The following is a 13,953-nucleotide window of genomic DNA, read 5'->3' on the forward strand; positions in this document are numbered from 1 at the left end:
CGACTCAGGGCTCGACGATGCCGGGCTCGCGCGCGTAGATGTGCACCTGCTCGCCGTCGAGCACGAACTGCATCGCTGTTCCGACGGGGAAGCGGTTGCGCAGCTCCGACGGAGCCTGCCGGCCGACGATGAAGACCGCTTCCGCGGGGAACGAACCCGCGCCGCACGAACCGCCGAGGTATGAGGGGTTGTCACCCACTCCGCTGAAGACGATGAGGCACGGCACCGGCGGCTGCGTGCCGTCGCCCGTCACCTGCGGCTGCGACAGCACCGTGAGCCCGTAGAAGGTCTCGAAGGCGACGGAGTCCTCGGTCTCACCCGCCCACACGTCCTCGGGCCACTCCGCCTCCGGATCCACCTGGAGCACGCCGACCTTGCCGGCCTCCATGCTCTGCACGAGCAGCGTGAGCGCGACCCCGACCAGCACGGCGGCGACGACCGAGGCGGCCCAGAGCACCGGGATGCGCCGCCACCACGGGCGGGCGGGCGCCGCCTCGGCGCCCTCGGCGTCGGGATCGACGACATCGTCACCCGCGTCGCTGCGTGAGTCCGCAGCATCCGTCCCGCCGGTGCCCGTGTCCGCGTCAAGAGTGCCGAGAGCCGCCGGGGCGGGTGAGCCGGGTCCGTCGCCACCCGGGGTGGTCGGGTCGCGGGCTGCCGCAGCATCCGTCTCCTCCGCTGCGGGCAGCGTGAGCGCGGCGGGTTCCGCGTCCTCCTCGTCGTCGACGGCCGACCTCCGGGGAGATCCGCCGTTGGTCGACATGCCCGTCCGCGCGGAGAGCGCGGCGATGTTCGCAGCAGCCGCCTGCTCCTCGAGCTCGCTCAGCCGCGCCAGTGCTGCCGGATCGTCGTGGATGTCGGCGTTCAGCCCATAGGCGCGCTCGCGCAGCGCGGCGAGTTCGTCGCGCGAAGAGTCGGTCGGCGTGGACATGGAACCATCCCCCGGCGGCGCATCGTCGCGCCCCCCTGGTGCCAGTGTCGCAGAGATGTGCGGCGGGCGGTCCCCCCGGACCGCCCGCCGCAGGGCGGGCCTGCGTCCCCACGTGAGTCCCGCCGACGGCGACCGTCCGCGTCCCCACGCCGGATGCCTCGCCGATGTTTACTGCAATCTGCAGTATAGGGTCGTTCCAGCGTCCGCGGGATACCCTTTACGTTCCGCGTCGGCGGCCCCAAAGCCGGCCGGGAAGGAGCTTGTCGTGCCCGAACGCGAAGTGTCGACCACGGGGTACCTCACGCTGGGCCTGCTGGCCGGGCGCGATTGGTCGGCGTACCAGCTCGCCGAGCAGCTGGGGCGCGGCGTCTCGGAGCTCTGGCCGTCCGCCGACCGCGGCCGTTACGCCGTCCTCAACCGGCTCCACAAGGCCGGACTCGTCGACACCCGCCAGGAGCACACCGGCAAGCGCGCCCGCACGATGTACTCCATCACGCCCGAAGGGCGTGAGGCGCTCGCCGCGTGGCTGAGCACCCCGGTGCGCCCGCCGGCCCTCGAGTTCGAGGGGATGGTGCGGGTGCTCCTGTCCGACCAGGGCTCGCTCGAGGACCTGCGTGCGACCCTCGCCCGCACGCGGGAGCAGGCGCTCGCGCACCGCGAGATGTTCGCGCGGTACGCCGCCTTCATCAGCGCGACCGGCGGCACCTTCCCTGAGCGAAAGCACCTGTTCGCGCTGGCCAACACGTTCATGATCGGCCACTACGAGCACATCATCTCGTGGGCGGACTGGGCCGAGCAGCAGATCGGGGACTGGCCTGACACGGTCTCACCTGCCCGCACCCACGGCGGGCAGGTGCACGACATGCTGGCGCCCGGCCGCGAGGCGCTGGCGGGCGACCTCACGGCCGAGTGAGCCCAGCTGCTACGGCCCCTGCGCGTAGACGACCACGCGGTCGCCGTCGCGGACGAACTCCAGGGTGGTGCCCTCGGGGAACTCCTCGAGCACGGCCGGCGGCGCCTGCGAAGTGACGGCGATCGTCGTGGAGGCGGGAGCCGAGCCGGCCGTGCACGACCCGGCCGACAGGCCGAAGTTGACCGAGCCGGAGTCGTACACCCACAGGCAGGTGCTGTTGGTGCCGTTGCCGAAGTCGCGTGCCGACACGATCGCGGTCAGGCCGAGATACTCCTCGAACGTCACGCCGTCCGGCGGCCGCGCTCCCCACATCTGCTCGGGCCACGGTCCGTCGTCGTCCTGGCCGAGGGTCGCGACCTCCTCGCGACCAGGCGACAGCGGCATCGAGGCCACCGCCGCGCCGAGAAGAGCCGCGGTCAGCAGCGATCCGCCCCAGAGGAGCACGAGATGGCGCTCCCACCAGGACGCCCTCGCGGCGGCTTCCGCAACAGGCTCGACCTGCCCCTCCCCGGGGGGACCCGCGTCGCAGGGGAGCGGGGTCTCCGGCGCCGGCGCATCGATCGCTCGCGCTTCGAGGTCGCGCAGTCGGCGCAGCGCCTCCGGGTCGGCGTCGATGTCGGCATCCGGTCCGTAGGCGCGCAGCCGCAGCGCCTTCAGCTCGTCAGCCGGGTCGTCGGCGAGGTCGTCGGACATCGGCGACATCCTCGCCGATCCCGGCGTCGGGAACCCGAACGGGCAGGTGTCCGATCGGTGAACATCGTGCGGCGCGCCCCGCGAGCCGATCTCAGTGGGCGGTGCGCACCCCGACGAGATCGTGCACCATCACGGCGGCCGCCCGTGCGCCCTGGCCCGCGGCGACGATGAGCTGCTGGGGGCCGGGCGACGCAGCATCCCCCGCGGCATACACGCCCGGCGCCGACGTGCGTCCCGAGCGATCGGTCACCAGGTTGCCGAACCCGTCGCGCTCGAGGTCGATGCCGCCGACGAAGTCCAGCGCCGGGTGCCACTGCGGCCGCACGAACCCGCCGTCGATCTCGACGCGCGCGCCGTCGGCGAGGCGCACCGCCGACACCGTGCCGCGGTCGCCTTCGAGGTCTTCGATGACCCGTCGTTCGACGACGATCCCGGATGCTGCGAGCTCGGCCTCTTCGACCGTGTCCACCGCATCCGTCCCGTTGGTGAAGACGGTGAGCCTGTCGGTCCAGCGGGCGATGAGCCGGGCGCGGGCGGCGAGGTCGCGGGTCTCGCCGATGAGGGCGAGCCGCCGGTCCTGGAGCTCCCACGCGTCGCATGCGGCGCAGCTGAAGAGGGTCATGCCATAGAAGGCCCGCAGGCTCGGGATGGTGGGGAGCGTCTCGCGCAGGCCCGTCGCGACGAGCACCGAGCGCGCGGCGACGGCGGGTGGGATGCCGTTCCCACGGCCCTGCAGTGCGGCGAGGAAGCGGAGCCCCTCGCCGCAGTCGCGCTCCTGCAGCGCCGTCACGACGGTGCGATCGAACACCTGCACGTCGGGATAGGCGCGGAGCTCGGCCCGCGCGAGCTTGCGCAGCTCGAGCGGCGGGACGCCGTCCCGCGTGAGGAAGCCGTGCGAGCGCAGGGTCGCGGCGTTGCGGGGCCGGCCGGCGTCGACGAGGACGACCGACGCGCGGGAACGCCCGAGGTTGAGCGCCGCCGACAGCCCTGCGGGGCCGCCGCCGATGATGACGACATCGACCTCGGTCGTGGGTGCGGCGGACGTGGGATCAGTCATGGCCGTCTCCTTGGGGAGGAAGCGCCGCGATGACCGGGTGGTCCTTCGCGATGACGCCGGTCTTGGCCGCACCGCCGGGCGACCCGATGTCGTCGAAGAACTCGACGTTCGCGGTGTAGTAGTCCTGCCATTCCTCGGGCAGGTCGTCTTCGTAGTAGATCGCCTCGACCGGGCACACCGGCTCGCAAGCGCCGCAGTCGACGCACTCGTCGGGGTGGATGTACAGCGACCGCTCACCCTCGTAGATGCAGTCCACCGGGCACTCGTCGATGCACGCGCGGTCCTTCACATCGACGCACGGCAGAGCGATCACGTACGTCACTGGACGAGCGCTCCCCGCGAGATGGCGACCTGCTCGTCGCGCGGCACGACCTTGACGCGCTCACGCGTGTGGAGGTGCTCGGCGCCGAGCGAACGCTCGTGCGCGTCGAGGGCGAGCCAGCCGTCCCACGTCGTGAAGGCGACGTCGCGCTCCTCCAGCACGTCGAGCACATCGCCGTCGACGGTCGGAGCCGACAGGCGTCCGGCCTCGACGTCCGAGACGAGGTGCGCGATGGTCTCCATCGCGTCGGACTTCGTGTGGCCGATGAGGCCGACCGGCCCGCGCTTGATCCAGCCGGTGGCGTAGAGGCCGGCGATCACCGGCGCCTCCGAGTCACCCGTCACCGCAGCATCCTTCACCCGTCCTTCGACGTTCGAGACGACGCCTGCCTTCTCGTCGAACGGCGCGTCGATGACCGGCGTGCCGTAGTAGCCGACTGCCCGGTATACCTGCTGCACCGGGTACTCGCGGAACTCGCCGGTGCCGCGCACTCGGCCGTCCTCGATCGGCTCCGTGCGCTCGAAGCGGAGGCCCTCGACCTTGCCGTCGCCGAGCACCTCGACAGGCGAGTGGTAGAAGTGCAGGTGCAGGCGGCGGCTCGCGCCGGTCGACTCGCGCGTGCGCCAGCTCTCGAGGATGCGGAGCATGACCTTGAGCTGGTTGTTCGCGGGCGTGAAGCCCTCGAGGTAGGCGAAGTCCTCGTCGCTCACGACGATGTCGACGTTCGGCACCTCGCCGAGCTCGCGCAGCTCGATCGGCGTGAACTTGATGTCGGCGGGGCCGCGGCGGCCGAAGACGTGCACGTCGGTGACGGCCGACGCCTCGAGGCCCGCGAGCACGTTGTCGGCGATCTCGGTCGAGCGGAGGTCCACCGCGTGCTTGGCCAGGATGCGGGCGACGTCGAGGGCGACGTTGCCGTTGCCGATGACGGCGACCTCGGGCTGGTCGAGCGTCCACTCGGTGGGGACGTCCGGGTGGCCGTCGAACCACGCGACGAAGTCGGCGGCGCCGTACGACCCGGGCAGGTCGATGCCGGGGATGTCGAGTGCGGCGTCGCGGATCGCGCCGGTGGCGAGGATCACGGCGTCGTAGCGCTCCTGAAGCTCGTCGATCGAGATGTCGCGGCCGACCTCGACGTTGCCGATGAAGCGCGTGGTGCCGGCATCGAGCATCTCGTGCAGGGAGTTGACGATGCCCTTGATGCGGGGGTGGTCGGGGGCGACGCCGTACCGGATCAGGCCGTAGGGCGCGGGCAGCGACTCGAACAGGTCGATGGCGACGGTACCGCCCGCCTCGACCACGGAGTTCGTGAGGATGTTGCCCGCGTAGATGCCGGCGGGACCGGCGCCGACGATCGCGACGCGGAGGTTCTGGAGGCTCGAAGAGGTCACAGTGGTGTCTTTCGGGTCAGGCGGAGAGGACGCGCGGCGGCCGTCAGGCGCGCCGGCGCGGCGGGGTGAACGGGTCGAAACGGGTGAGATCGAGGGTTGCCAGCTCGGCGGGCGCGTACGGGCTGAGCCGCACCACATCGCCGACGACCACGACGGCGGGGGAACGGATGCCTCGTTCCGCGGCCTGGTGCGCGATGGTCGAGAGCGTGCCGACCGTGACCCGCTGGCGGGGTCCGTATCCGTCCTCGACGACGGCGACGGGGCAGTCCGCGCCGCGCTCGCCGCGGGCCAGCGTGATCGTGGAGTTCGCGAGCGTGCCGATCCCCATGAGCAGCACGACGGTGTGGTCGCGCCCGCCGCCGAGGGCTTCGATCTGGTCGTGGGCGGTGGCGACGGTGAAGGCCGTCGCGACACCACGATGGGTGAGCGGGATGCCGGCGATCGCTGGCACCGAGATGGCGCTGGTGATGCCGGGCACGACCTCTACGGCGACGCCCGCCTCCTGGCAGGCCTGCAGCTCCTCGCCGCCGCGGCCGAAGACGTAGGGGTCGCCGCCCTTGAGTCGGACGACGGTCTTGCCCTCTTGGCCGAGGTGGACGAGCAGCGCGTTGATGGCGTCCTGCGGCACGGCGTGGTGACCCGGCCGCTTGCCCACGTCGACGACCTCGGCCCGCAGCTCGACGCCGTCGGCAGCGAGCCCCTCGAGCACCGCGCGCGCACCGAGGCGGTCGGCGACGATGACGTCGGCCGCCTCGAGGGCGCGCAGGCCCTTGACGGTGAGGAGCCCGGCGTCACCCGGTCCCGCGCCGACGAGCCACACCTTGCCGGTCATCGCGCACCCCCGGTGATGAGCAGGCCGCGGCGCTTCAGCATCCGTCGCTCCAGCGGTCCGAAGAAGACGAGCTCGATGAGGATGCCGATGGCGAGGATGAGGATGATCGTGGCGAGCACGCCGGCCATGTCGGCGAGCTCGCGCGACTGGTCGAGCATCGAGCCCAGCCCGAAGCCGATCGAGCCGCCCGTCGCGATGATCTCGGCGGCCATGAGCGAGCGCCACGAGAAGGCCCAGCCCTGCTTGAGCCCGGCGAGGTAGCCGGGGAGCGCGGCCGGCAGGATGACCGACGTGGCCAGCTGCCAGCGCGAGGCGCCGAGTACGGTGCCGACGCGCCGCAGCTGCGGCGGCACCTGGTCGATGCCGGCGATGAGGCCGTTCACGATCGACGGGATGGCGCCCATCAGGATGACGAAGTAGACGGTCGCGTCCGACAGGCCGAACCAGATGATGGCGGCGGGCACCCAGGCGACCGACGGCAGCACCTGCAGGCCCGAGATGATCGGTCCGACGGCCCGGCGGATCGGGCGGACCTCGGCGAGCAGCAGGCCGATCGGCGTGCCGACCACGATCGCGATGAGGAAGCCGACGACACCGCGCTCGAGGCTGGTGGCGACGGCCTCCTGCAGGCGGCCGGTTTCCCAGGCCAGGCCCAGCGCGTTCCACACGTCCAGGGGGCTCGGAACCTTGTCGGGGCGCGGCTCGGCGATCACGACGTACAGCTGCCAGGCGACGATCAGCAGGACGAGGAACACGATCGGCGGCACGACGCTCTGCGCGATGCGGCGCCAGCGGCCCGTGCCCGCGGCTGCGTCGGTCTGCAGCCGGTCCAGGCCGGCCTCGAGCGACCGAAGGTCGTCGGCGAAGGGTACGGCGGCGCTGTCGGCGGCCTGCCGCAGGGCGGCGGGGGTCTCAAGCGGCATTGCGGCGGATCTCCTTGCGCAGCTGCTCGGTGATCTCCACCGAGAGGGCGGCGACCTCGGGCGACTCGATGCGCCGGCCGGTCGTCTTCGCGATCTTCCACTCCTGGACGATGCGGCCGGGCCGGCTGCCCATGAGAACGACGCGCTGGCCGAGGCGCGCGGCCTCGCGCACGTTGTGGGTGACGAACACGATCGTGCGGCCGGTCGCGCGCCAGACGCGCTCGAGCTCTTCGTGGAGCAGGTCGCGCGTGATCGCGTCGAGCGCGGCGAACGGCTCGTCCATCAGCAGCACCGGCCGGTCTTGCGCGAGGGCGCGGGCCAGTGCCACGCGCTGGCGCATGCCGCCCGAGAGCTCGTGCGGGCGCTTCTCGGCGGCATCCGCCAGGTTCACGGTGTCGAGGAGGGCGAGCGCCTTCTCGCGGCGTTCGCCGCGGGGGACGCCGCGCAGGCGCAGCGCGAGCTCGACGTTCTTGCGGGCCGTGAGCCACGGCATGAGCGCCGACTCCTGGAACATCACGGCAGAGCCCTCGGCGGGGGTTTGGATGCGGCCCGCGCTGGGCTTGTCGAGTCCCGCGACGAGGTTCAGCAGTGTCGACTTGCCGCAGCCGGACGCCCCCAGCAGGCAGACGAACTCACCTGGCGCGATGTCGAGTGAGACATCGTCGAGGACGACCGGGCCGGTGCCGAAGCGCTTGGAGACGCCGTCGATGCGCACGGCGGGTGGGGTGGCAGGAGCGGCCACGGGGACCGGCGTGACGCTGTCGAAGCTCGGGACGAGCGGTTTGGACGTGCCCGCGGAAGCGATCGCGGAAGCTGCCTTTGGGCCGGGTGCGGTGCTCATGGTCAGTCCTCGCCGAGTCCGGCGGCGGAGACGGGTTCTTGGCCTTCGGCTTCGAGCTGCTTGTTGAGCAGGCGCAGGTCGAACAGGCCGTCGATGGAGCCGTCCTTCTGGGTGCCGGCCTGGATGCCGTTCTCCACCAGGGTCTCGAAGGTGTCGGCGTGCGGGTCGACCGAGAAGCTCACGTGCTCCAGCGCGCGGGTGATGACGGCGTCCGCGAGCGGCTTGCCGGTCTCCTTCTCGATCGCGCCGTTGATCACGGCCGGCGCCTGGTCGGGGTTGTCGGCGATCCACTGCACCGCGGCCTCGTGACCTTTCAGCAGGTCGGCGACCACGTCGGGGTGCTCGTCGAGGAACTCGGCGCGCACCAGCAGCACGGTGGTGGGGAACTGCCCGTCCTCCCACAGCTCGGCCTCGTCCTGCAGCACATGCGCGCCGGCGTCCACGATCAGCCGCGACACCCACGGCTCGGGCAGCCACGCACCGTCCAGCTGCCCGTCCTGGAACAGCGTCAGCGTCTGCGCGTTCTCGGTCGGCGTGAGCTGCACATCCCCACCCCCGGACGTGTCGGTCTGGAACCCCTGGTCGGCCAGCCACACCCGCGCCGCGACGTCCTGCGTGTTACCCAGCTGCGGCGTCGCGATCGTGGTGCCCGCCAGGTCCGCCGCCTCGTCGATGCCGTCGCGCACCACCAGCGCCGCCCCACCGGTCGCCGCGCCCGCGACGATCCGGGCGGACTGGCCGCCGGACTGGATGAACGTGTTGATCGACGGGTTCGGGCCGATATAGGTCGCGTCGATCGCCCCCGCCGACAGCGCCTCGATCGCGGCCGGGCCGGCGTTGAACACCTGCGTCGTGACCTCGACGTCATCACCGAGCGCGTCGGCGAAGAGACCCTCCTCCAGCCCCACCAGCGCCGGCGCGTGGGTGACGTTCGCGAAGTACCCCAGCCGCACCTCGCCCACCGACGGGCTTTCGCCCCCGGCTGACGACTCGCTCGAATCCGCCGCGGCGGAGGCGCAGCCGGCCATCATCGCTGCCACGAGTCCCAGGGTTGTGAGTGCTGTCGCGGTGCGGATCTTGTTCACGGTGTCGCCTCCTTAAGGTTCGGTGTCGCCTGTGTGGGATGAGATGCGGACGGGTTCAGTCGCGCACGATGCCGGCGGCGAGAGTCGCGCCGTCGGACGGATGGATCACGAGGAACGAGCCCCCGTGGCGGCTGGTCGCGTACGGCTCGAGCGGCAGGTCTGCCGCCAGCCGCACCCGCACGCGGCCGATGTCGTTGGTCTCGAGCGTCTGCGCCGGCTCGTGCGTGAGCGCGTCGAGGTCATAGCGCGACTCGATCTGCGCGACGATGGCCTGCACCGTCGCGGTGCCGTGCTTGACGAGCACACGGATGCCGGGCGTCAGCGTCCGCGCGTCGAGCTGGAAGAGCTCGGCATCGAACTCGCGACGCCCCGCGGGCAGCGTGCCCGCTGCGCCCACGAGGGCTCCGCGCGCGGTGTCGATGTCGCGGTCGAACTCGAGCGAGACGGACTGTGGAGCCGTCGCTTCCTCGACCTCGGCACCCGCGGCGCGGATGCCGGTGACCGTGGTGGTCGAGCCCCCCGGGAAGATCTCGACCCGGTCGCCGATTCGCACGACGCCGCTCGAGATGCGGCCGGCGACGGCGCGGTAGTCGCGCAGGCGCTCGGCTTCGGCCGGGTCGATGCCGGGGGCGAGGCCGCCCTGCGGACGCAGCACGAGCTGCACCGGCAGGCGCAGCGGCTCGACCTCGCGCTCGGCGTCATCGGCGGCGGGAAGGGTCTCGAGCAGCTCGAGCAGCGCCGGTCCCTCGTACCACGGCGTGCGCTCCGAGCGGTCGACGATGTTGTCGCCCTCGAGTGCCGACACCGGGATGACGTGCAGGTCCTCGATGCCGAGCTCGGCCGCCACGGCCTCCGCCTGTGCCGCGACGTCGGCGAACGTCTCCTTCGAGAAGCCGACGAGGTCGATCTTGTTGACGGCGACGATGACGTGCGGAACGCGCAGCAGCGCCACGACGGCGAGGTGGCGCTTCGTCTGCTCGAGCACGCCCTTGCGGCCGTCGACGAGCACGATCACGGCGTCGGCGGTCGTCGCGCCGGTGACCATATTCCGCGTGTACTGCACGTGCCCGGGGCAGTCGGCGAGGATGAACGACCGCGCGCCCGTCGAGAAGTAGCGGTAGGCGACGTCGATCGTGATGCCCTGCTCGCGCTCGGCGCGCAGACCGTCGGTCAGGAGTGCGAAGTCGAAGGAACCGTGCGCGAAGCCGCGGTCGGCCGACGTGCGCGCGACCTGCTCGAGCTGGTCGGCGAGGATCGCCTTGGAGTCGTGCAGCAGGCGGCCGACGAGCGTCGACTTGCCGTCGTCGACCGAGCCCGCCGTAGCGAACCGGAACAGCGTCGGCTGGGCGGTGAGAGTCGCGGTCATCAGAAGTACCCGTCCTTCTTGCGGTCCTCCATGGCCGCCTCGCTGAGGCGGTCGTCGGCGCGGGTGGCGCCGCGTTCGGTGATCGTGGAGATGCCCACCTCGGCGACGATCGCGGCGAGGTCCGCGGCATCCGACTCCACCGCTCCGGTGCAGCTCATGTCGCCGACCGTGCGGTAGCGCACCGTGCGGCGCTCGACGGTCTCGTTCTCGCGCGGGGGCGAGAACGGGCCGACGGGACGCCACATGCCGTCGCGGGCGTACACGTCGCGCTCGTGTGCGAAGTACAGCGGCGGCAGCGCGATGCCCTCGCGCTCGATGTAGCGCCAGACGTCGAGCTCGGTCCAGTTCGAGATCGGGAAGGCGCGCACGTGCTGACCCGGCGTGTGGCGGCCGTTGTAGAGACTCCAGAGCTCGGGACGCTGGTTGCGCGGGTCCCACTGGCCGAACTCGTCGCGCAGCGAGATGATGCGCTCCTTCGCCCGGGCCTTGTCCTCGTCGCGACGTGCGCCGCCGAAGACGGCGTCGTGGCGGCCGGCGGCGATCGCGTCGAGCAGCGGCAGCGTCTGCAGCGGGTTGCGGGTGCCGTCGGCGCGTTCCTGCAGGCGGCCGTCGTCGATGTAGTCCTGCACGCGGGCGACTTCCAGACGGATGCCGAGGCGCTCGACGGTCTCGTCGCGGAAGGCGAGGACCTCGGGGAAGTTGTGGCCGGTGTCGACGTGAAGCACCGGGAAGGGCACCTTGCCCGGCGCGAACGCCTTGGTCGCGAGGTGCAGCACCACGACGGAGTCCTTGCCGCCGGAGAACAGCAGCACGGGCCGCTCGAACTCGGCGACGACCTCGCGGATGACGTGGATCGCCTCGGCCTCGAGCAGGTCGAGCGTGGACAGCGCACTCTGCCCGGTCGTCGAGCGAGCAGGGAACGAGCGAGTCGAAACGTCCTGAGTGTTCGAGAGGGTCATTCGTGGAGCCCGCATTCGGTCTTCGAGGAGCCGGCCCAGCGGCCGGATCGGGGGTCTTCGCCGGGCGCGACCGGCTTCGTGCACGGCTCGCAGCCGATCGAGGGGTAGCCGAACCCGACGAGCAGGTTCACCGGCGCCTTGTGCGCGGCGGCGTACTCGAGCACGTCGTCGAAGCTCCACGCGGCGACCGGGTTCACCTTCACCAAGCCGTTGCGCTCGTCCCACGTCACGAGGGGCGTGTTCGTGCGGGTCGGCGCCTCGTCGCGGCGCACACCCGTGAACCACACCTCGTAGCCGCCGAGGGCGCCCTGCAGGGGCGCGACCTTGCGACGCGCGCAGCACAGGCTGGGGTCGCGCTCGAAGAGCTTCGCGCCGAACTCGGCGTCCTGCTCCGCGACGGTCTGGTCGGGCGTGATGTCGACGATCCGCACGTCGAGCGCGCGCTGCACCTCGTCGCGCGTCGCGTACGTCTCCGTGAAGTGGTACCCGGTGTCGAGGAAGAGCACGTCGACGCCGGGCAGCTGCTCGGCCACGAGGTGGGGGAGAGCGGCGTCGGCCATCGAGCAGGCGACGGCCGCGGCATCCGTTCCGAAATTCCGTGCGACCCACGCGACCACCTCGGCGGCGGATGCCTCGTGGTCGGTCAGGCTGCCGAGCTCGAGGTTGCCCTGTTCGGCGAGGGCGGCGAGCTCTTCGTGCGAGCGCTTGACGGCCACGCGGGGGGCGAGCGAGACGGTCACTGGAGGGCCTCCTCTTCGGCGCGGTGGGCCCACTGGGCGAACGTCTCGTCGGCGGCCACGTCGCGGTCGGCGAGGAAGCGCTTGACGACGCGCTCGGTGTAGTCGGCGATGCCGTCGGCGGCGACCTTGAGGCCGCGAACGGTGCGGCCGAGGCCGGCGTCGTCGCGGTCGGCGCTGACCAGCCCACCGCCGAGGTGCACCTGGTAGCCGGGAACCTGCTCGCCGTCGATCGTGACCAGCTGGCCCTTGAGGCCGATGTCGGCGGTCTGGATGCGGGCGCACGAGTTGGGGCAGCCGTTGACGTGGAGCGAGATCGGATGCGGCAGCTCGAACTGCTCGAGACGCTTCTCGAGGTCGAGCACCGCCGCCGTCGCGTAGGCCTTGGTCTCGACAATCGCGAGCTTGCAGAACTCGATGCCGGTGCAGGCGATCGTGCCGCGGCGGATGAGGCTCGGACGCGCCGACAGGCCCAGTTCGTCGAGGCCCGCGATGAACGACTCGACGTTCTCCTCGGCGATGTCGAGGAACACGAGCTTCTGATGCGGCGTGGTGCGCAGCCGCGTCGAGCCGTGGGCTTCGAGCAGGTCGGCGAGCCTCGCGAGCGTCAGGCCCGAGACGCGGCCGACGATCGGCGTCGCCCCGATGTAGAAGCGACCGTCCTTCTGCCTGTGCACGCCGACGTGGTCGCCCTGCGTGAGCGGCTTCGGGGCGGCGGGACCGTCGGGCAGGGCGTAGCCGAGGTACTCGTCCTGCAGCACCTGGCGGAACTTCTCGGCGCCCCACTCAGCGAGCAGGAACTTCAGGCGCGCCTTGTTGCGCAGGCGCCGGTAGCCGTAGTCGCGGAAGATCTGCGCGACGCCGTGCCAGGCATCCGCGACCCGCTCCGGCGAGACGAAGACGCCGAGGCGCTCCGCAAGGCGCGGGGTGGTCGAGAGGCCGCCGCCGACCCACAGGTCGTAGCCGATGCCGAGCTCGGGGTGCTCGACCGCGACGAAGGCGACGTCGTTGATCTCGTGCACGACGTCCTGGCTCGGGTGGCCGGTGATCGCGGACTTGAACTTGCGCGGCAGGTTCGCAAGCGTCTCGTCGCCGATGAAGCGCGACGAGATCTCGTCGATCTGCGGCGTCGGGTCGATCAGCTCGTCGGCCGAGATGCCCGCGACGGGGGAGCCGAGGATGACGCGGGGCACGTCGCCGCACGCCTCGGTCGTGCCGAGGCCGACGGCCTCGAGGCGGCGCCAGATCTCGGGCACGTCCTCGACGCGCACCCAGTGCAGCTGCACGTTCTGGCGGTCGGTGAGGTCGGCGGTGTCGCGTGCGAAGTCGGTGGAGATGCCGGCGATGACGCGCAGCTGCTCGGTGGTGAGCTGGCCGCCGTCGATGCGCACGCGCATCATGAAGTACTCGTCCTCGAGTTCCTCGGGCGTGAGGGTCGCGGTGCGGCCGCCGTCGATGCCGGGCTTGCGCTGCGTGTAGAGGCCCCAGACGCGGAACCGCCCGTGCAGGTCGGTCGGGTCGATCGAGGCGAAGCCACCCTGCGAGTAGACGTTCTCGATGCGGTCGCGGACACTCAGACCGTTGTCGACCTGCTTCCACTCCTCGTTGCCGTTGAGCGGGGTGGTGCCGTCGACCTTCCACTGGCCGTTCGGCTTCGACGACGCGCGCGGCGGGCGCACGGCCGCGCGCGGGCGCTCTGCGGCTTCGCGCGCTTCGGTGTCGCTGATGGTCACGGTGGCCTCCGGGGTGATTCCCGGGGCGTCCCCCGGGCGGGACCCTATCGAGTCCATTCCGCGAATCTAGAAGCGGTCGCGCGTGAGACCTATCCGAGCGTCAAGAGGCGTTAACCGACGTAATGGGGCGTCACACAGTTGCGAGTGCGGCCTTTGTGGACTCGATCCGA

14 protein-coding genes are annotated in these 13,953 nt (G+C 71.5%); 1 reads left to right on the forward strand and 13 read right to left on the reverse strand.

Annotation, left to right across the window (positions count from 1 at the left end):
- Positions 1-4: 4 nt before the first annotated feature.
- On the reverse strand, positions 5-931 hold the full coding sequence (locus MRBLWH7_RS14530; RefSeq protein ID WP_341995680.1) for a hypothetical protein: 927 nt from the start codon (positions 929-931) through the stop codon (positions 5-7).
- 265 nt (positions 932-1,196) lie between these two features.
- Here MRBLWH7_RS14530 and MRBLWH7_RS14535 point away from each other — a divergent pair, with 265 nt between their 5' ends.
- The gene (locus MRBLWH7_RS14535) at positions 1,197-1,844 is read left to right on the forward strand and encodes a helix-turn-helix transcriptional regulator (RefSeq protein WP_341995683.1); all 648 of its coding nucleotides are present in this window, start codon (positions 1,197-1,199) and stop codon (positions 1,842-1,844) included.
- A 9-nt stretch (positions 1,845-1,853) separates the two neighbouring features.
- Here MRBLWH7_RS14535 and MRBLWH7_RS14540 read toward each other — a convergent pair whose 3' ends face one another.
- The 12 genes from MRBLWH7_RS14540 to MRBLWH7_RS14595 all read right to left on the reverse strand — a co-directional run bounded on the left by MRBLWH7_RS14540 (position 1,854) and on the right by MRBLWH7_RS14595 (position 13,777).
- On the reverse strand, positions 1,854-2,537 hold the full coding sequence (locus tag MRBLWH7_RS14540; protein WP_341995685.1) for a hypothetical protein: 684 nt from the start codon (positions 2,535-2,537) through the stop codon (positions 1,854-1,856).
- 91 nt (positions 2,538-2,628) lie between these two features.
- Positions 2,629-3,594: an NAD(P)/FAD-dependent oxidoreductase gene (locus MRBLWH7_RS14545; protein WP_341995687.1), complete on the reverse strand. Its 966-nt coding sequence runs from the start codon at positions 3,592-3,594 to the stop codon at positions 2,629-2,631.
- Positions 3,587-3,916, reverse strand: a complete 330-nt coding sequence (gene fdxA, locus MRBLWH7_RS14550; protein ID WP_045299416.1) for a ferredoxin — start codon at positions 3,914-3,916, stop codon at positions 3,587-3,589. The genes MRBLWH7_RS14545 and fdxA overlap by 8 nt, the downstream gene beginning before the upstream one ends.
- On the reverse strand, positions 3,913-5,307 hold the full coding sequence (locus MRBLWH7_RS14555) for an FAD-dependent oxidoreductase (protein WP_341995689.1): 1,395 nt from the start codon (positions 5,305-5,307) through the stop codon (positions 3,913-3,915). The genes fdxA and MRBLWH7_RS14555 overlap by 4 nt, the downstream gene beginning before the upstream one ends.
- A 43-nt stretch (positions 5,308-5,350) precedes the next feature.
- Entirely contained in the window at positions 5,351-6,139 is a 789-nt protein-coding gene (gene cobA / locus MRBLWH7_RS14560; RefSeq protein WP_341995692.1) for a uroporphyrinogen-III C-methyltransferase, read from the reverse strand.
- The gene (locus MRBLWH7_RS14565) at positions 6,136-7,062 is read right to left on the reverse strand and encodes an ABC transporter permease (protein WP_341995694.1); all 927 of its coding nucleotides are present in this window, start codon (positions 7,060-7,062) and stop codon (positions 6,136-6,138) included. Before MRBLWH7_RS14565 ends, cobA begins: the two co-directional genes overlap by 4 nt.
- Positions 7,052-7,903 carry an ABC transporter ATP-binding protein gene (locus tag MRBLWH7_RS14570; protein WP_341995696.1) on the reverse strand — a complete coding sequence of 284 codons (852 nt, stop codon included), beginning with the start codon at positions 7,901-7,903 and terminating at the stop codon, positions 7,052-7,054. Before MRBLWH7_RS14570 ends, MRBLWH7_RS14565 begins: the two co-directional genes overlap by 11 nt.
- A 2-nt stretch (positions 7,904-7,905) precedes the next feature.
- The gene (locus MRBLWH7_RS14575; protein ID WP_341995697.1) at positions 7,906-8,988 is read right to left on the reverse strand and encodes an ABC transporter substrate-binding protein; all 1,083 of its coding nucleotides are present in this window, start codon (positions 8,986-8,988) and stop codon (positions 7,906-7,908) included.
- Positions 8,989-9,043: 55 nt separating this feature from the next.
- On the reverse strand, positions 9,044-10,354 hold the full coding sequence (locus MRBLWH7_RS14580) for a GTP-binding protein (protein WP_341995699.1): 1,311 nt from the start codon (positions 10,352-10,354) through the stop codon (positions 9,044-9,046).
- Positions 10,354-11,313 (reverse strand): sulfate adenylyltransferase subunit CysD, encoded by a 960-nt coding sequence (gene cysD / locus MRBLWH7_RS14585; RefSeq protein WP_341995701.1) that lies wholly within the window; start codon positions 11,311-11,313, stop codon positions 10,354-10,356. The genes MRBLWH7_RS14580 and cysD overlap by 1 nt, the downstream gene beginning before the upstream one ends.
- Positions 11,310-12,053: a phosphoadenylyl-sulfate reductase gene (locus MRBLWH7_RS14590; protein ID WP_341995703.1), complete on the reverse strand. Its 744-nt coding sequence runs from the start codon at positions 12,051-12,053 to the stop codon at positions 11,310-11,312. The genes cysD and MRBLWH7_RS14590 overlap by 4 nt, the downstream gene beginning before the upstream one ends.
- A complete protein-coding gene (locus MRBLWH7_RS14595) occupies positions 12,050-13,777 on the reverse strand; it encodes a nitrite/sulfite reductase (RefSeq protein WP_342002067.1) in 1,728 nt (575 codons plus the stop codon). Before MRBLWH7_RS14595 ends, MRBLWH7_RS14590 begins: the two co-directional genes overlap by 4 nt.
- Positions 13,778-13,953: the final 176 nt, after the last annotated feature.

The sequence above is a fragment of the Microbacterium sp. LWH7-1.2 genome (assembly GCF_038397755.1).
In the GTDB taxonomy this organism is placed as follows: Bacteria; Actinomycetota; Actinomycetes; order Actinomycetales; family Microbacteriaceae; genus Microbacterium.